The following is a 17,742-nucleotide window of genomic DNA, read 5'->3' as shown; positions in this document are numbered from 1 at the left end:
TCTTCATTAAGATAAGCAGAAACTCCTTACAACTATTTCAAAAAAGAGAAGGTTATAAAAAACTTATTTGCTATAGTCATAATTCCTGAGTTTTTGTATTTACTGAAATAATAGTCTGGATACCCGCCTTCGCGGGTATGACATTTTTATTCAACTATCTGCTTCAGGTGATACTCCATATGAACAACGTAATCCTCTATCAGCCACAGCAGTGTTTTATCGGTTGAATCTTCGCGGAATGCTGCGTTGCCCAGCTCAATTTTCACCGCGAGCTTTGATTCGGGAATATTTGAAATTACCCGTACTATCTGCCTGTTGAGAGTGATCCAGTAATTCAGAAGTTCACCGGTATCCATATCATTGTAGTAATTAACCCTAACCCAATCATCCTGTGCATAGGGTACTATCAGGAATGGCTCAGTTTCAAATTGTGCGCGTACAAACCGGCTTAAATTATTTACTGCAGAATCACACAAATGCCCGAAAATTTCTTTTTTCGACCATTTCTTAGGTGACTTCTTGTATGTAAATTCACCTTCCTGAATTTTATTTATTTTTTCAGGAATTTCCTGCAAATATGAGTTTATTCGGTTTACAGAATTATAGAGAACATTCATAAAATAATTATTTCTTATTGTTTACTGAATCATTTGGACCCAGACCTATCATAAACTTAGAGCAGTAAGGATGTTTATCCTTTACATAGGCGATAAACTGCTCCCGGTATTTTTCACCTGTTTCGAATTTTACTTCAAGTTTTTCAAATTCTTCAATGCAAGGGTAAAGTTCAGCTGCTTTTAATTGGAAAGTATCCATGTACATTCTCTTTTGCGCAGTATCAGAACCTTCGGACATTTTTTGTTTATAGAATTCCAACGGCTCGATGCATTTGCAAATCTTTGCAATTGAACTCCTGTCGCTGTTATCCAGCAGGCTGTATTTATCCTCACTGCCTGAGCATCCCCAGATATAAGCAAAAACTATCACGAATAAAATTAAACTTTTACGCACATTACCTCCATTGGTTTTTCAAATCCTTTAATTGAAACTTCGCCAAGCGATTCTGATGCCTGGCCGTTTGTACTAATGCTGTTAAGAAAATCCCGTGATACCAAAAACTGTGTCTGGAACTGCTTATTCAGCTGCTCAAGCCTGGCGGCTGTAATTACTGTCGTTCCGGCTATTGAATACTGCTTGCGTATATCATTACCAATATTTCCTGTAATTACTTCGCCTGAATGAATGCCTATCCCAACCCGTGTAACGGGTATGATATTCATTTCAGCAAGTATCTTTATTTTATTAATTATTTCCAGCCCTGCATTGAAGGCATTCTGGCGGTGGTCTTCAATCTGCAGCGGAATGCCGAATGAAGCCATAAAACCATCACCCATGAACTGGTTTACAAGTCCTTTGTGTTTAGAAATTATTTCTATGAGCGGATCAAAAATATTATTCTGGAACTGGATTATTTCAGCAGGGTCTTTGGTTTCAGCATAAGAGCTGAAATTCCTGATATCCAGGAACATAATTGTTGCATTAACCCTTTTGATATCAAGGTTATCTTTACGGAGTATCAGCTCATCAACAATTTCACGTGATACCTGCTGCCCGAAAAGGTTGATAATTTTTTGTTTTTCCATCAGCTGGCTGAAGGAGTTCTGCACACGTTTGTTTATCTCCGAAGCTATCATTCCTGAAGCAGCTCCTGTAAAGAGCATCATTACAGCCCTTACATAATATGAAGCTATCGGCATATGAGCTTTCAGATCCTGTGCCGGGATTATATAATTATATACATAGTAAGTTAAGGCTGAATACTGCAGTGCTGCTGCAATGCCAAGAAAAAAACTTATCCGGAAATTAAGCTGAAGCGATGAAATAGCTATCAGAAGAAAATAGGTAAGAAAATACGGGGCATCAAGATAAACTGCACGTTCTTCAATAATTGTAAGCATGAACATCAGTATCCCTGGGAAGACTATTTCTATTATCGTATGTACAAGCTTAAGAGTATCGTGAATTGAGATCTTATCTCTTATATATCTTTTAAGCAGGAAAAGAAATATTAGCTCATAATTAAGGAAGAAAAATACCCAGATAATTATTGCGTACCCTGAGGTTTTATATTTGAAAAATCTCTGCAGGTCAAGGAAATCCAGGTAATTATTTGCTATACTTATAACCATACCGATACCAAGCAGGTAACAGATAATTTTTACCCGTTTGTATTCACTCAGAGTTTTTTCAAACTCAAATTCTTTTTTGAAAGAACTTTCCTGTATCAATATTTCATTTTAATTAGTAAGTATCCTTCTGTGATAATTGATCTGCCCTGTGTGATAACCCAGATGCAGGGCTAGCCTAATCAATGCATCATAAACTGTCTGGTCTTCACCGTGAGATGTTTCAGGGAACTGTTCAGATAATTGCTCGGGTGTAAGTGATTCAAGCACTTGTTTAACAATTTCAGCTGTACTTGTGATCTCTGCAAGTATTTCCTTTTTGCCGGTGCCGGTTTGAGAAAACTCAAAGTCACGATCACGGATATACCCGTTCTTGCCGATCACAGCACCAATATTATGTTTTAGATTTCCGCACAGATGCATAGCGAGATTTGCCGGTGTATTTTTAAGGTCACCGGTCAGCTTCCATAAGTCGATTTCGTTATGATAAAGTGATATTTCTTTTTCAAGATTTTCAAGGTATTTCATGTACTGGGATGTAATGTATTTCATTTTATTAGAAAAATTAGATTATTTTTAATAGCCAAATTATATATACAATAGCAAGTACCAGCATAACAAAGGTCATTATTAATCTGAATTTGAAACCCGGCCGCAGCTCCTGCTGCGCTTCTTCTTTTAATCCGTGTGGTAATGAATGTGTTGTTTGCTCTGCAGCAACATTAACATTCCCTGTTTCCGGCATCATCATTCCAAACCCTGAGCTTTCAAGTTTTCCAAGTCCTTTTTTGACCATTTCCCTGGCTTCCTGCGGCATTTGGTCTATACTGCTGTACTGTTTACCGTTATAGAAGAAAGAATTAAAATTTGCTATCAATGGTTTTTGGCTGCCTGTTGTATTTGCGTTCAGCAAGCCTTCTACAAAGTCAGGTATCCCGTTATTGTTCTCATCTTTGAACATTACCCTGAACTCATCCGGTATTTCGTTTAGGCTGTTGTATTCTTTCCCGTTAAAATTTATTTTACTCATATAATTTAAAATTTTTCTTAACCAGCTTTTTTGATATTAGCTTTCCATTCATCGTTATTTTCTGCAATACCTACAACCTGCATCCATTTATGCTCAGGCAGCAGCTCAATTTTCATCCCAAGCCTTTTTAATACGGCCTGTGATGGATTGTTATACATATTGGTTATTCCCACAATTCTTTGCAGCTTAAGAGTTTCAAAGCCGTATTTTATCAGTCCTGATGCTGCTTCATGCGCAAAACCCCTGCACTGGTAATGTGAGGATACAGCGAAAAAAATCCCGACCTCGGGGTAATTGCGGTCGCTTTCAGTTGCATCGGCTATATAACGGTAATAGGGAACTAATCCAAGCGGAGCCAAAACCGGAACAAATCCGCATGTTCCTATAAGCTGAAGCGAATCTTTTAGAACTATCGCATGATCGCCGTAGGGCGGATTGAGCAGCATGCGGTTTTGTTTATATCCCTGTATCGTCCACTCAAGCCATTCTTTGCGCTGAGCTATTGATGAATCCTGTAACTTGGAATCCTTGAATTTCAGCTCAACATCAAGTATCCTGTAAATTTCTCCAAGATCAGCGGGGCGGAATTCCCTGATTATAAGCCTTTCGGTTACTATTGGTTTCATATTGTTTTTATTATTAATGCAAATTACTAAATTATTTGGTCAGATTACAGAGAAGGATTAAATCTTAAAACAAAAATAATTAACTTTGAAAATGTTCAGTACCTTCAGCAGAAAATACCCGGCAGCACTTGCTGTTTTCCCGATGGCTTTGGGAATATTAATCAGTGATTACCTGAAAGTAGATCTCTCGTTCTTGCCTGAGTGGTTTTTCCTAACTGCTATTGTTACTGCAGGTATTTTTATAGCAGTGCTTTACCCCAAATTGCAAAAAGGAGAGCTGTTCCTTTTTTCCTGTTTATTCCTTTTAATGCTTTTCGGATTATTATCGTTTCAATTCAGGTATTACAAAACCGGTGAGAACAACATTTCTGCAAGGATATTGCAAACAGAGCCGAATTCAGTAGTAAAAGGGATAGTAGCAGAACAGCCTGAATTGAAGGATGACAGGATGAGGCTCTTAATACAGTTAATATCGGTAAATGATTCATCTGTTTCCGGAAATATGCTTGCTTCTGTGTATAAAAACAAATTCACCGAAGAAGCTGCGGCTGAGTTTACTTATGGTGATATAGTAGAGCTTAAAGGAAAGATCGAACCGCTGCCGGGCAGGCGAAACCCGGGAGAATTTGACTATGGAAGGTATCTGAAAATGCATGGTGTTGATGCAGTATTTTCAGCTTACGGCTTTGAAAGCATAACACTTACAGGCAATGAAACACAAAATCCATGGTACACTTATGTGATAATACCGGTTAAAAAGTATTCATTAGAAGTAATTGAAGAGAATTTAAGCGGCCAGGAAGCTGAATATCTTAAAGGGCTGCTGCTTGGTGAAAGAAGCAATATTTCAGGGGAGACCAGAGAAAATTTTATAAATGCCGGTGTTGCGCATATTATCGCAGTCTCAGGGCTGAATGTAGCATATGTTGCATTGATAATCTGGGCAATACTTATCTTTATACCAATTAAACAGCATTATAAAATATTTATCACTATCGCATCTTTGCTGTTTTATATGGATCTGACCGGCAATTCACCTTCAATAGTCCGCGCAGTTATAATGGCTTCTGTTTTTTTGATAGCGCAAATTGCAGGGCGCAGGCCAAACAGCTATAATATACTTTCATTTGCGGCGTTGCTGATTTTAGTTGTAGACCCCCGGCAGCTTTTTGATGCCGGTTTTATACTTTCATTTTCCGCATTGCTTTCCATAATAATTATTTACCCGTTTTTAAATAATAAGCTAAATAATATTAAATGGATCAAAGAGCTCAACAGTGATAAATTATCCGTAAAGGTTTTTAAAGCTGCAGCAGCATTATTCCTTGGTACTTTTGCAGCGCAGCTGGGTACACTTCCCATAACTGCTGTTATGTTTAAGAAAATTTCAGTTATATCCCTGTTATCAAACTTGTTTGCCATTCCGCTTTCAAATATTTCGCTGGCATTAGGGTTTATAATGGTGATTGTTTCACCGTTATCAGGATGGCTTGGTTCAGTTTTCGGGGCTGTGAACCAGATGCTGCTGTATATACAGCTTTTGCTAATTGAATTCTGTGCCGGGCTGGATATTGCATATGTGCAAACGTATTTTGTTGATGGTATGATGCTGATATTTTATTATATAATATTGATCCTGGTTTTGACTGCAAACAGAAGCAATTATATAATTCGTTTGGCAGTTTCCCTGCTGCTTATTATTAATTTTGCTGTATGGAAAGATGTAGCAGCTATGACCAATGAAGCTGAAATAACATTCCTGAATACAGGCTCATCAAACTGTACTGCTGTAAAAATGCCGGGCGGAACAACTGTATTGATAAATGCCGGGACATCAAGTGATAAATATAATTCAGCGCAACGAACTGTACTGCCGTATTTAAAAGCTGGGGGCAGTGGTAAAATAGATCTTCTTATTATGAATTCAATGGATAAAGATGAGTTCAGAAACCTGCTGTACCTTGTTCAGAACACAGAAGTGAAGAAGATGATGCTCCCGGTATATTACAAAGATATAATTGAATCGAAATATTTTAATAGTAATTTTAAAAATACTGCTGTTGAATACATCAGCAGTTCTAAGATCATAAATAAAAATGGTAACTTCAGGCTGTATATTTATTATGACAGCCTGTATAAAGCCGGCACAATGATGACACAGTTTTTGTTTGGCGACCAGTCCTTTGTATTTACCGATGCAGTAAAGCCGGAAGAAATAATTTACAATTCAGTGTATTTGAATGATCTGGACCTAAATACGCAGGTAATTCGCGTTGCTTCTTCGGGTTCATTTACAACAACACCGCCGCAGTTTATTGCAAATGTTAATCCCGCATATATTATTATTGGTGAAATTGTTTCGGGAAGAAGAAGGCTTAATGCAGAAATATTTAAGGCAGCACTATATGAAAATGGATTTAATGTGCTCGATGCCGGTAAAACAGGCGCTGTTATACTGAGAACTAATGGTGATTTTACAAGAAGGGTAGTGTGGGAGTAAAACATTTTCTCTTCTGTAATATAAGGTGCGAATTTGCGAGCGAAGCGAAGCAATCTTATAGATCATGCAATGAGTTCTTAATGAGACTGCTTCGTCGCTTCGCTCCTAGCAGAATTGAAAATATTAAATTTTACGAGCGCAGCGAAGTAATCTCATAAATCAGGCAATATGTTCTTAATGAGACTGCTTCGTCGCTTCGCTCCTCGCAGAATTGAAAATAATAAATTTTGCGAGCGCAGCGAAGCAATCTCATTAATAGAATTAAAAAATTAATATTATAAAATATGACCCAGGAAACATTTGCCGTTTATATTATGACAAATAAGTATAACAGTGTATTGTACACAGGATTTACAATAAACTTATACCAAAGAGTTTTGGATCATAAAAATAAAACAGTAAAATCATTTACATCCAGGTACAATGTAAATAAATTAGTGTATTATGAGTTATTTGCAAATGGCGATGATGCCATAGCAAGGGAAAGACAACTTAAAGCGGGTTCTAGAAAGAAGAAAATTGACTTAATAAACAAAATTAATCCCAATTGGGATGATTTTTTTGATACATTAAGTTTTTAATTTCAATTATAGAACTAAATTTTGCGAGCGCAGCGAAGCAATCTCATAATTCAGGCAATATGTTCTAAAGAGACTGCTTCGTCTCTTTGCTCCTCGCAGAATTAGATGCATAGAATTAAGTAGATTTATTTAATACAAGCAATACACCTGATTTAATCTCTACCGAAACCTTTTCAGCAACAGCTTCATTTAACGCTCCTTCACGAATTCCAATTTCAAGCGAGCCGTTTTTTAATGGGTATTTTAATCCGCTGGTAGTAATGCCTGCAGCTTCAGGTAATGGGATCAGTGATACTGTATCACCAATACGGCAATCAATTTCAACAATCCTGTTAATTATTTTACCTTCGAAACCATTATCAAATATTCTAATATCAGCCTTAAGGTAAAATTTTTTAAGTATACTCAGATTGTTCAGAGTATGGTCCAGCCTTTTGCCGCCAAAACCGATAATATTTATATGCTTGAATTTTTTCGATAGGGCATAAATGATAGCTTTTTCAAGGTCGTTCTTATTCTGGTCATATACTTTTTTTATTACGACATTTTTCCTTGAAAAATATTTCAGGACTGCGGGTTTTATGGAATCAAGATCGCCTATAATTACATCGGGGGTGATACTGCTGGCTTTCAGAAATTCAGAAGCCCCGTCACAGGCAATTATAAATAATGCCTTACGGGGCTTAATAAATTTTAATATATAGTTTAAGTCACTCTTTACTAATTTGCCATGTGATACTATCAAACATTCCTTAATATTATCCGTTTGAAGCTTCACTTTTGGCATATAGCTTGATGAATTTTACTTTACGGAAGCATTACTGCAGCAGCTATAACAGTTGTCCAAATACCTGCTTTATCGCCTTCGGCTGATTGTGTAACATTGAAGGTTTTATATATCTGCCCGCTGGCTTTATAAACCTGCTCCCTTTCATCCCATGCCTGTTCAGGGTCAAACTCAATACCAAGAGTTGTAGCAAGCATCTGCGCGGCAATATCTTCGGCATACTCACCGGATATTTTTTCAGATTCGCCGAACGGGTGATGCTCTGAAATATACCCGTACTGATTGCCGTCACTGGGTAATGCTACCCCTATTGATGATGCAATAAGACGGTTGGCTTCATTTGTGGAATTTCTTGCCATAACGCAGAATGTTATCTGCCCTGGCTCGAGAAGCTTAACGCCTTCTTCTTTTGATAGCCTTTTGCAGCCTGCCGGGAAAATACTTGATACCGAAACCAGGTTGCATTTTTCTATGCCTGCCATACGAAGAGCCAGCTCGAATGACTGTAAATAATCTTTATGCCTTCCAACACCCTTGGTGAAAAAGATTTTAGTAGGTTTGAACAATTTCTGTTATTTCTCCAATTAGATAATTAAATAAAAATAGGTGAGTTATACAGCGCAAATATAATAAATAAAAATTAAAACCGTTATATAATAATTGTTAAGAACCCTCACCCCCAACCCCTCTCCCGGAGGGAGAGGGGGGCAATTACCTAAAGCTATTGGTCTTTCTCACCTCTCCTTTCAGGAGAGGGGCAGGTCTACGACTCTTCGAGTCGAAGACTCGTAGAGGGGTGAGGTCGAAACTAAACCCTTACCTTCAAAAACTTCCTTTTGCCGACTTTCAGCACGAAATCCTTTTCAGCCCTGATAATATGCTTTTCATCCGTGATCTTTTCACCGTCAATTGTTACACCGCCCTGTTTTATTAACCTGATAGCTTCGGAAGAAGTTGCCGCCATATTATTTTCTTTAATAATAGTAACCAGCTTTACTTCTTTTGCGTCAAGCTTAAATTCAGGGATATCATCCGGGATTTCCTTCTTAACAAAAATAGTCTCAAACTCATTCTGAGCGTATTTCGCGGATTCTTCATCATAATACTTCTTTACAAGCTCATAACCCAAACGAACCTTCAGGTTACGTGGATTTGTTGCCGGGTCATCTAGCTGTTTTTTTATTTCAGCCAGCTCAGCATCATTGAGCATTGTGCCCAGCGTAAAGTATTTATAGATGAGCTTATCCGGGATCGACATTGATTTTCCGAAAATATCTTTAGGTGAATCTGTAAAGCAAATAGCGTTGTTTAGCGACTTGCTCATTTTTTCAACACCATCAGTGCCTTCAAGCAGCTCGCATGTTACAATGCATTGTGATGGCTGACCGTATGCTTCCTGAATTGCCCTTCCAACAAGTAAATTGAACTTCTGGTCGGTGCCGCCAAGCTCAACATCGCTTTGCACTGCAACGGAATCATATGCCTGGCTCAAAGGGTATAGCAGCTCATGCAGGCTAATGGGAGTCTTACTCGCCATACGCTTGGTAAAATCATCACGCTCAAGGATCTGCATTACGGTATATTTGCTTGAAAGCTTTATAACATCGCTGAAGGTCATCTTATCAAGCCATTCAGAGTTATACCTTATCTCAAGATCTTTCTCAAGCAGTATGCGTGAAGCCTGTTCAAAATATGTTTTCCCGTTTATGCGGGTTTCTTCCATTGTTAATGCGGGTCGTGTTTTGCTTTTGCCGGAAGGGTCACCTATCATTGCTGTGAAATCACCAATGATGAGCACAGCTTTATGTCCCAGGTCCTGGAAATCACGCAGCTTTTGCAGTACAACACCGTGCCCAATGTGAAGATCGGGACGGGAAGGGTCGCACCCAAGCTTTATCCTGAGTGGTTTATTTTCCTTAATGGATTTTTCGAGTTTCTTAACGAGTTCATCTTCGGGAATAATTTCAACTGTATTCCGTTTAATATGATCAATTTGTTCTTTTACCGGTGGAAATGACATATATGTTATATAAAAATTTGTCACCCTGAACTTGTTTCAGGGTCTTCTTAAATCAATATTAAAAAACAGATTCTGAAACAAGTTCAGAATGACATGATAAAAATTATACTTTCACTCTCTTCAGCTGCCTCTGTACATCTGCCTTTTTAATGGACTCGCGCTTATCATACTGCTTCTTGCCTTTTGCCAGACCAAGCTCTACTTTAACAAAGGGACCCGAAAAATATAATTTGAGCGGTATTAAAGTAAGACTCCTATCCTTAAGCTTGTTTTCAAGCTTTCTGATCTCACTTTTTTTCATCAGCAGCTTTCTGCTGCTGGTTGGTTCGTGATTGGTAAACGTCCCAAGCTTGTAAACAGCAATATTAGCGTTTAAGAGCCAAACTTCATTTTTCTTTACACGGGCGTATGAATCAACCAGGCTTGCCTTATGGTCACGAAGTGACTTCACTTCAGTGCCGCTTAGTACGATGCCTGTTTCATATTTATCAAGGATCAAATAGTCATGATAAGCCTTTTTATTTAAAGCAATTACCACCTCTTTTCGCGGTTTTGAAACAGGCATATTGCCTGTTGACATATTGCCCGTTGTGCCTGTTGGCTTCGGTTTGACTGTTTTTTCCCTGTTGTTCATTGTAAATTGCAAAAATATTTAAAAAAGTAAGTAAAAACTATACTATAAACAGGTAAGTCGAAACGCTGTTTCGACTGCCGGATCAGTGATCAGGCAAACAGGAATTTATGACAACTAAAACATTCACAGTTAACCCGTTTTCAATGAATTGCTACATCTATTGGGATGAGAAAACAAAAGAGGGTGTAATTATCGACCCCGGTGCTTATGAAGATTTTGAAAAAAATGAAATATTGAATTACATCAGATCCAACGGAATTAATATAAAGCTCATACTGCTAACCCATGGCCACATCGATCACATTATGGGCAACAAATGGGCAATAGATACATTTGGCGTGCCTGTGCTGATGCACAAAGAAGACCTGCCGCTTATCGATAGGGCAATGGACCAGGCGGCAATGTTCGGTGTGCAGTTCCCAAAACCGCCTGCACCTGATAAATTTATTGATGAAAGCGATGTTATTGAAGTTTCGGGCAATGAGTTTAGAATAATTCATACGCCGGGCCATTCACCCGGCAGCGTATGCTTTGTTGATGAAAAAGAGAAAATTATCTTCGGGGGTGATACAGTTTTCCGCGGCTCAATTGGCCGCACTGACCTGTGGATGGGTGATATAGATATATTGCTTGATTCAATTAACAGCAAAATTATGATATACCCTGAAGATTTTGTCATTTATCCGGGACACATGGATGCTACTACAGTAGGCGAGGAAAAAGCCGCAAATCCATTTTTAAACGGGGAGTATGATAATTTAGTGTGAAATTATTTCACAACTGCCGGCAGCAGATATTTTTCTAAAATTATATTAACCTGCCTGTGTGAGTATGGTTTATTGTATGCTGTTGATGTAATAACAATTACCAGAGGCAGTTCTTTAAATATGAATATTTTATTCCCGCCATTTCCGCTTGCATAGTATGCTTCGTAAGAAATTCCATTTACATTAAATATCATATTCCAGAACAGGTAACCATAGAATTCATTTTCGCTGCCCGGTATCTGCAGGTGACGGGTCAGTGATTTATTAACCCACTCTTCAGGCAGTATCTGCTTATTTTTATACTTCCCTTTATTGTTATAAAGCCAGCCGAATTTTGCCAGGTCAAGCAGCCTCAGGCGGAGACCGCCTGCAGTGTTTGCCACACCCTGCGGGGTATATTCCCATTGATACCTGCTGATCTCCAAAGGTTGAAATAATTTTTCTGCTGAATACTTTTCCAGTCCGTTTGGAACAGATTTATTTAGAATATCACCAAGCAATACAACACCAGCTGTAAAATAATCCCAGCTCTTACCGATAGTCTTTAGGCTATCCATAGGCAGGTCTAAAGCGAACTTAACCCAATCAGCAGCGGGATACATATTTTCCTCATTGCCGGGGGAGCTCATATCGAGATCAGACCCGTAAAAACCTGAGCTCATTGTTAAAAGGCTTTTAAGAGTGACTTTTTCTTTATCAAGGCTGAAGTTATCATATTTTTTTAGGTCATAAAATTTGTTTAAAGTTTCATTTTCACTCTTTATAAAGCCATCATTAATTGCAATACCGGTTAATGCAGATGCAAATGATTTACCAACAGAGCGTGTATCGTGAAGGGAATCCCTGTTGTAACCGTTAAAATATTCTTCTAAAACAAGCTCACCGCTTTTTATTACTGCAATACCTGTTATTTCTTTGAAGTAATTTTGAAGTATTTTGGTATTAAGATCTCTGATAATAGCTGTATCAACCACATCACCAGCCGTTTCCCAGCCGCTATTGCTTGAAATTAACTGTATGCGGCTTTCTGCTTCGCTTATTTCGGGGTATTTTATGTTCAGTAAAATTTCACCGGATGCAATTACATCACCGTAGATCACAGATCCATTTTTAAAATACGGCTTAATAATAATTTTAAGCTTATGCGTTCCTTCAGTAAGGGCATCTTCTCCGCCTTTGAACATGAATCTCTGCCATAAAAACCTGCCCCATGAATCTTCGCCGGTTGAGCTTATCAGCGGTACCCTGAAAACAGTATTTACTTTTTTACTCTCACCTGAACCCGCGCCGGGATTTAGGTCTTCTGAGTACATTAAATTATCATCAACATAAAATTCAAACCTGTAATTGCCCTTGGCATTTAGCTCATCAGCAGAAAGCTCCGGGGCAAGTTTGTGCAGCTCATTGGTCAACGAATTCTTAAGATACACACGAATGTTCAGATCTTTTACGTTGAGAAGCTCAATTGAACTAAGGAAATCAGATTCGGTAAAACTTTCAACTGGAATAATACTTTCCATAAATGTAATTTTACCTGTGTTGTTCTTATGAACTTCGGAAGTAATTCCGTTATCTTTAATAAACAGGCTATCGAAAGTATTTAATGAGTATATTACATTTGGGAGAGTAATTAATGATATAATGATTAGCAGTATTTTCATTAATAGTTTATAAAAATTAATTTTCAACAAAGATAATGAACATCTGATTTCTAAAATAGAATGAAATTAACATTTAGAAAAATTAAAAATTAATTTTTCAGTGTTTTTCTGAATAATTGCGGTGTGGTTTTGCTGAAAGCTCTGAAAACACGGATGAAATGACTTTGATCGGAAAAGCCGCATGCTGCGCTTATTTGAGTTAGTGAGAGCTCTGAATTGAAAATTAGGTCTATAGCTTTATTTATTTTAATTTTGCGGATATAATTACCTATAGTGGTCCCGTAGTATTTTGGGAACATCCTTGAAATATGAACAGGGTGGACACCGGAGCGTTCTGAAAGATTTTCAAGAGTTAGAGGCATTTCGGTTTCTTCCGTTAAAATGCTTTCCACTGTTTTTAACCATGAAGGTAATTTAGAATTGCTTATCTCATGCTGCCTGTTCATAACTGTAAAAAACTCTGTAAGCAAAGCCTCAATGGAAATAGCCGAAACATTATCATTTAATACTGATTCTATATAAATATTATTGAAAATATTTCTAAGCTCAATATCACAAATTATTCCTGAGCCTTCAAAATTTTCTGTTTTGAAATCATGCTTGTGCAGCCAGCCAGAGCTGAATTCAAGCTGGAATCCGCGGGTAAAACCATCCGGTTTTATATTATAATGCGCATCCTGGCAATTATGGAAAAGCAGAGTGCCGGCATTACAATTAAATGTTTCTTTTTTATTTATTTCCTGAAGCCGGCCCTTTATCAAATATGTGAAATACGCATTTTCGTGGTAATGCCAGTCTACTTTTTTATGAACGTACTCGTTATCAGTGAGAACAATATCTCCAAGATTTATAACCTTATTTGGTACTCCGTAATATTTACCTTTGTCTAAATATTCCACTAATCTATAAATAAATATGCATAAGATAGCAAAGAAAATATAAATGAACTCTGCTAAAATGTATCTTTACCAGATTATGAAATGGTTTGAGCCTTCGAGAAACAGAGTTTCAGGTTTTGGAGGCTCAACAGGTATGCTTGCCTGTAATTCTGAAGCGAATTTTTTAAATGACTCCATTTCATTGAGTTTCTTCTGTTCTGTTTCATGCCTGAAAACAGCTAAATGCATAAATGTTACATCATCTTCACTAATAAAAACTGAATATTTTATTCCGTCTTCATTGGCTTTCTTAAGCTCATTCATAACTCCGGCGATATTCTTTTTATTGGTATCTGTATATTCAGGTCTAACCTTGTATTGTACTCTTACTGCTTTCATTATTATTTTGCCCTCATTCTGTTGTTTCTGGGATTATGTTCCACTTCAGCAAGTCCCAATTCTTCCAGTAACGGGGGAATGTACATTCCAAACCGTCCTCTTAAACCTTTTTTTAAACCATACCAGCCGCCAACTGGATTTTTGGGAGATCTTCCCCATGCTTCTACTGTTCCTTCTTTTGCTTCTTTTTGTTCATCAGTTGAGCCGAGCTCCATCCAGTCACCGTGTTTTTTTAACATTGTATGCAGGTCTTTTATACAGTCAGCATTATAAAGCAATACTGTTTTACCGACCGTACAAACAATTACCTCTTTGCCGTCTTTTGTATCTATGTACATTTCATACTCTGACGTTCCGGGAGGTGTTTTCAGCTTCCATGGATATTCTTTTGTTCCTTTTGCTTTTGTCATAATAATTAAGTTATATTTTATTTTATTATTAATTTTTCAAGTACACCAAACATAAATTCCCAGCCTTTGGTTCTGCCGCTACTTTCAATTTTCCCGTTTATTTCCTGGTTAAGTACAAGTGTAGTTCTTGAATCTGAACCTGAAAAGCTGACTGTAATTATGCATTTACCTATATTTGAATGATCAGGATCATACATTAATGTGAAAATAAGGCGACTGAATTTTTTTATTTCTTTATATTCACCTTTGATGGTTAATACATGCTTCCCCTCTTTCAAAAATTCACATTTATAGCCACCTCCTTCAAAGGGAGATACATTAAAATTACCCGCTTCAAATCCCGGGGGACAGAACCATTTACTGAACAATTCTTCTTTTAAAAAAGCTTTAAAAAGCTCTTCTGCGCTGCATGGAAATTCTCTTTTTAAATAAATTAGCGTTTTATCTTTTATTTCTTCTTCCACGTTTAGTAATCGTTTTGATTTTTATTAACTCTGTTAGCTTGTTAAAGCTGTTATCCCATAGGCTGTGCTGAGTATTTATCCAATCCAATGCCGGCTTAATAGCATTGAAATTATAGCTGCAGTAAATAAACCGTCCTTTTTTTTCTTTAATAATAAACTGCGCTTCACTTAATATCTTAATATGTTTCGAAACTGCCGGTAAAGACATATTAAAATCTTCTGCAAGTTTTATTATATTCTGCGGCTTTTCCTTGATCCTGCTTAGTATTTCTCTACGGGTGCTGTCACCAAGTGAAGAGAATAACATATCTAATTTGACTGATTCCGACTCTTTATTCATTTTTATTTTAACAAATATAATGATTCATAAACATTTAACCAAATGGTTAAATAATAATTTTTAAATAAAAAAGCCGGCTGTTAACCGGCTTCTGATCTAATGAAAAAAAATTTAATATTAATCTGCCTTTATAAAATCAATAACAACATTGCCTTTCATATCAATAAGGGTTAGAATGTTATTTTCAATAATGAAACTGTAATAACCTTCATTTATTATTGAGAAAACATCGTTTTCAAGCTTCATATCCGGACACATCATCATAGTTGAAGCGGTTTTGCCGAAACGAAGTTTGTTGCCCTTTGATTCAAAGCTTCCAAAAAAGCTGTTGCAGCCTGCGTTGCCGCTGAAACGCTCAAGCGAAAGTGAAAGAACCATTTGGGGTGATTTTTCCTTCATGATCTTATATTCACTTATATCTTTTCCGTTCACTTTACTTATCAGCCAGTTACCGCCGAGCCTTAGATCAGCCAGGTAAGTGCCGCAGCCATTAAGCGTATCAACCTTCAGACTTTTACCGGTGCGCAGCTTAACTGTTACTTTGTAAGGAAAAACATCTCCCGCCATGTTATCTGTGCATTCCTGCTTGATTATATCAACAGAAATTTCATGTTTCGCTGTATTTCCTTGATATGTAATTACAGGTGCATCCATAACCGCTGCTTCTTTGATATTAGTAAAAGTAATTGAGCTTTCACCAAGCCTTGAATATGTCAAAGTCTTATCGTCTAAATCCAGATCTATGTTCCAGAATGGTTCATTGCCCATCCCGGTAAAATCTATTCCTTTGCTGCGTTTTGCTGCCCAGCGGTCAGTTTCCACAGGCTGCTCTTTAGTCATTCTGGTAATTTGTCCTTGTGGAACGGAATTACCTGAAGCGTCCAGAAGGTTCAATGTATTTCCGCTTAATCTGAATTTTTGTTTCATACCGGTACTTTCATCCAAAGTAAGTATGTTATCACTAAAGCTCCATTTGCCTGCTGTCTGAAATGGTTTAACATCCTTGTTGTAATAATCCATTTCATCTTTATAGGTATTATCACTAAGCAGAATAAGCTTGTAATTAATGTATTCGCAGTCAGCGCAGGGAAGCTTTCCCTGCCAAGTGCCTGCAAGCTCATTTTGATTCTGTGAATAAATATTTTCCGCTAAAATCAAAGCTGCGCAGATGGTTAAAATAATTGATCTTTTCATTTCTTTAAAAATTTTATTTAATTCTATTGTTAAACTTATGCATTTTAGCTCATGTTCCTTAATTTACAAAAGTTTACAAATCTAACTATATTAATAACAATTATTTAATATCACGTGTTACATAAATTGTTATGGGAATCATAAGGTTCAGCAAAACTGCATAAACAAATATTAACAGAATATCCGTAACATTTATTAATCCGGTGGAATATAATTTACTGTAAATATACATTGCCAGCGGAATGAAAAATATTGCACCGGTCACAAGGCCGGGATTGTAATCCCTGGTTTTGAATGCCATGAAAAAATGCATGATCCCGTTTATAAATAATACAGTAATTACTATCAGCATTGCTGTGATATTGCCGTTAAAAATTATAAATACCGCAATATTCAAGCCCCAGCCAAGAATTACGTTAACCCAGAATATTCCTTTATCAGTAAGTTTATTTTTAAAGAATCCGAAAGGATTGAATATCCTAGTGTTGAAATAATTTTTAAAACCACCGGGGTAAACATATTCTTCAAATTGGTGCAGCATTAAAAATGCCAGGTTAAGAAGTATATATTTATCTGCAAGAGCAATATTTTGTTTCCTTATAAGATATACATATGAAATAATAGAAAGCGCAATTATTAATCCTGCCTTTGCCCAGTTTTGATAAATTAAATTCATTTTTAAATCTTTAAGTATTCTTTTTATTCAGATCTATACCTTTATAAAAGCCGGTATCAATATCTTTCAGTATCTTGGTATGTAATACAATTTGTCCTGTGTGGTAGGAGTAATGTTCGGTAACATGAACTACAATCGCAACCCCGCTTTTTTGAAAGCCCTGCACACTGTATTGGGCTAAAAGCTGTTCGCGGCTCAAGCCTTCTGCCACGGCAGCAGCGTTTTTGGTGACTTCTTTCAGTTTATGAAGCAGCTCTGCTTTAGTGAAATTTTTATCAGCAGAAAATTCACCATCGCGGTCGCGAAGGTCTTTGTTATTTCCAAGCGTTGAAATTATATATTGTGTTATATTCCCGCAAAGGTGAAGGGTAAGGTTAGCAATACTGTTAGTTGAGCCGTTAGGGTGTTCCCAGATCTCCTCTTCGCTTAGTTCAGAGAAGCACTTTTCTATTCTTGAACAGTTCTGCCAAAAGTAATACACAGAGCTTTCCAGAAATTCTTTTTGTAAATTTTCCATGTTTCAAAATTAAGTGTTAATGTATTTTAATAAAAGTGAATAAGTGAACTAAAAAGAAAAACCCGCCGGTTT

Annotated in this window: 22 protein-coding genes; 3 read left to right on the top strand and 19 right to left on the bottom strand. The window is 37.0% G+C overall.

Annotated features, from left to right (window positions below):
- Nucleotides 1-146 precede the first annotated feature (146 nt).
- The 6 genes from J0M37_13915 to J0M37_13890 are packed head-to-tail and all read right to left on the bottom strand — an operon-like array spanning nucleotide 147 to nucleotide 3,842.
- Nucleotides 147-617 (bottom strand): DinB family protein, encoded by a 471-nt coding sequence (locus tag J0M37_13915; GenBank protein ID MBN8586183.1) that lies wholly within the window; start codon nucleotides 615-617, stop codon nucleotides 147-149.
- 7 nt (nucleotides 618-624) lie between these two features.
- Entirely contained in the window at nucleotides 625-1,011 is a 387-nt protein-coding gene (locus J0M37_13910) for a hypothetical protein (protein MBN8586182.1), read from the bottom strand.
- Complete coding sequence (locus tag J0M37_13905; protein MBN8586181.1) at nucleotides 996-2,288, bottom strand: adenylate/guanylate cyclase domain-containing protein; 1,293 nt, start codon at nucleotides 2,286-2,288, stop codon at nucleotides 996-998. The genes J0M37_13910 and J0M37_13905 overlap by 16 nt, the downstream gene beginning before the upstream one ends.
- Before the next feature lie 9 nt (nucleotides 2,289-2,297).
- Nucleotides 2,298-2,738: a DUF1572 family protein gene (locus tag J0M37_13900; protein ID MBN8586180.1), complete on the bottom strand. Its 441-nt coding sequence runs from the start codon at nucleotides 2,736-2,738 to the stop codon at nucleotides 2,298-2,300.
- A 13-nt stretch (nucleotides 2,739-2,751) separates the two neighbouring features.
- Nucleotides 2,752-3,216, bottom strand: a complete 465-nt coding sequence (locus tag J0M37_13895) for a hypothetical protein (protein MBN8586179.1) — start codon at nucleotides 3,214-3,216, stop codon at nucleotides 2,752-2,754.
- A 17-nt stretch (nucleotides 3,217-3,233) separates the two neighbouring features.
- Nucleotides 3,234-3,842 (bottom strand): GNAT family N-acetyltransferase, encoded by a 609-nt coding sequence (locus J0M37_13890; protein ID MBN8586178.1) that lies wholly within the window; start codon nucleotides 3,840-3,842, stop codon nucleotides 3,234-3,236.
- Between the two features lie 85 nt (nucleotides 3,843-3,927).
- Here J0M37_13890 and J0M37_13885 point away from each other — a divergent pair, with 85 nt between their 5' ends.
- Together J0M37_13885 and J0M37_13880 are read left to right on the top strand one after the other, a co-directional pair.
- Complete coding sequence (locus tag J0M37_13885; protein MBN8586177.1) at nucleotides 3,928-6,342, top strand: ComEC/Rec2 family competence protein; 2,415 nt, start codon at nucleotides 3,928-3,930, stop codon at nucleotides 6,340-6,342.
- A 314-nt stretch (nucleotides 6,343-6,656) separates the two neighbouring features.
- Nucleotides 6,657-6,923 carry a GIY-YIG nuclease family protein gene (locus tag J0M37_13880; GenBank protein ID MBN8586176.1) on the top strand — a complete coding sequence of 89 codons (267 nt, stop codon included), beginning with the start codon at nucleotides 6,657-6,659 and terminating at the stop codon, nucleotides 6,921-6,923.
- A gap of 115 nt (nucleotides 6,924-7,038) precedes the next feature.
- Here J0M37_13880 and J0M37_13875 read toward each other — a convergent pair whose 3' ends face one another.
- The 4 genes from J0M37_13875 to smpB form a co-directional block, all read right to left on the bottom strand.
- Entirely contained in the window at nucleotides 7,039-7,710 is a 672-nt protein-coding gene (locus J0M37_13875; GenBank protein MBN8586175.1) for a thiamine diphosphokinase, read from the bottom strand.
- A gap of 20 nt (nucleotides 7,711-7,730) precedes the next feature.
- The gene (locus J0M37_13870; GenBank protein MBN8586174.1) at nucleotides 7,731-8,276 is read right to left on the bottom strand and encodes an arginine decarboxylase, pyruvoyl-dependent; all 546 of its coding nucleotides are present in this window, start codon (nucleotides 8,274-8,276) and stop codon (nucleotides 7,731-7,733) included.
- Between the two features lie 242 nt (nucleotides 8,277-8,518).
- The gene (locus tag J0M37_13865; protein ID MBN8586173.1) at nucleotides 8,519-9,730 is read right to left on the bottom strand and encodes a tyrosine--tRNA ligase; all 1,212 of its coding nucleotides are present in this window, start codon (nucleotides 9,728-9,730) and stop codon (nucleotides 8,519-8,521) included.
- A 103-nt stretch (nucleotides 9,731-9,833) separates the two neighbouring features.
- A complete protein-coding gene (gene smpB, locus J0M37_13860; GenBank protein ID MBN8586172.1) occupies nucleotides 9,834-10,295 on the bottom strand; it encodes an SsrA-binding protein SmpB in 462 nt (153 codons plus the stop codon).
- Between the two features lie 176 nt (nucleotides 10,296-10,471).
- On the opposite strand from smpB, the gene J0M37_13855 reads away from it, so the two are divergent.
- A complete protein-coding gene (locus J0M37_13855) occupies nucleotides 10,472-11,131 on the top strand; it encodes an MBL fold metallo-hydrolase (protein ID MBN8586171.1) in 660 nt (219 codons plus the stop codon).
- Between the two features lie 2 nt (nucleotides 11,132-11,133).
- Here the strand turns inward: J0M37_13855 and J0M37_13850 are convergent, their stop codons facing one another.
- From J0M37_13850 to J0M37_13810, 9 genes are all read right to left on the bottom strand, one after another.
- Nucleotides 11,134-12,792, bottom strand: a complete 1,659-nt coding sequence (locus J0M37_13850) for a serine hydrolase (protein ID MBN8586170.1) — start codon at nucleotides 12,790-12,792, stop codon at nucleotides 11,134-11,136.
- A gap of 89 nt (nucleotides 12,793-12,881) precedes the next feature.
- Nucleotides 12,882-13,691 (bottom strand): helix-turn-helix transcriptional regulator, encoded by an 810-nt coding sequence (locus tag J0M37_13845; GenBank protein ID MBN8586169.1) that lies wholly within the window; start codon nucleotides 13,689-13,691, stop codon nucleotides 12,882-12,884.
- A 66-nt stretch (nucleotides 13,692-13,757) separates the two neighbouring features.
- A complete protein-coding gene (locus J0M37_13840; GenBank protein MBN8586168.1) occupies nucleotides 13,758-14,069 on the bottom strand; it encodes a hypothetical protein in 312 nt (103 codons plus the stop codon).
- A gap of 2 nt (nucleotides 14,070-14,071) precedes the next feature.
- Nucleotides 14,072-14,479 (bottom strand): hypothetical protein, encoded by a 408-nt coding sequence (locus J0M37_13835; GenBank protein MBN8586167.1) that lies wholly within the window; start codon nucleotides 14,477-14,479, stop codon nucleotides 14,072-14,074.
- Nucleotides 14,480-14,496: 17 nt separating this feature from the next.
- Nucleotides 14,497-14,943 carry an SRPBCC domain-containing protein gene (locus J0M37_13830; GenBank protein ID MBN8586166.1) on the bottom strand — a complete coding sequence of 149 codons (447 nt, stop codon included), beginning with the start codon at nucleotides 14,941-14,943 and terminating at the stop codon, nucleotides 14,497-14,499.
- The gene (locus J0M37_13825) at nucleotides 14,921-15,283 is read right to left on the bottom strand and encodes a winged helix-turn-helix transcriptional regulator (protein ID MBN8586165.1); all 363 of its coding nucleotides are present in this window, start codon (nucleotides 15,281-15,283) and stop codon (nucleotides 14,921-14,923) included. Before J0M37_13825 ends, J0M37_13830 begins: the two co-directional genes overlap by 23 nt.
- Nucleotides 15,284-15,400: 117 nt before the next feature.
- Complete coding sequence (locus tag J0M37_13820; GenBank protein ID MBN8586164.1) at nucleotides 15,401-16,477, bottom strand: META domain-containing protein; 1,077 nt, start codon at nucleotides 16,475-16,477, stop codon at nucleotides 15,401-15,403.
- A 100-nt stretch (nucleotides 16,478-16,577) separates the two neighbouring features.
- Entirely contained in the window at nucleotides 16,578-17,153 is a 576-nt protein-coding gene (locus J0M37_13815) for an HXXEE domain-containing protein (protein ID MBN8586163.1), read from the bottom strand.
- A 10-nt stretch (nucleotides 17,154-17,163) separates the two neighbouring features.
- The gene (locus J0M37_13810) at nucleotides 17,164-17,670 is read right to left on the bottom strand and encodes a DUF1572 family protein (protein MBN8586162.1); all 507 of its coding nucleotides are present in this window, start codon (nucleotides 17,668-17,670) and stop codon (nucleotides 17,164-17,166) included.
- Nucleotides 17,671-17,742: the final 72 nt, after the last annotated feature.

The organism is Ignavibacteria bacterium (assembly GCA_017303675.1).
Lineage (GTDB): Bacteria > Bacteroidota > Ignavibacteria > Tepidaquicellales > OLB5 > OLB5.
The sequence above is the reverse complement of the archived record's forward strand: the minus strand, read 5'-3'. Positions and strand labels throughout refer to the sequence as shown.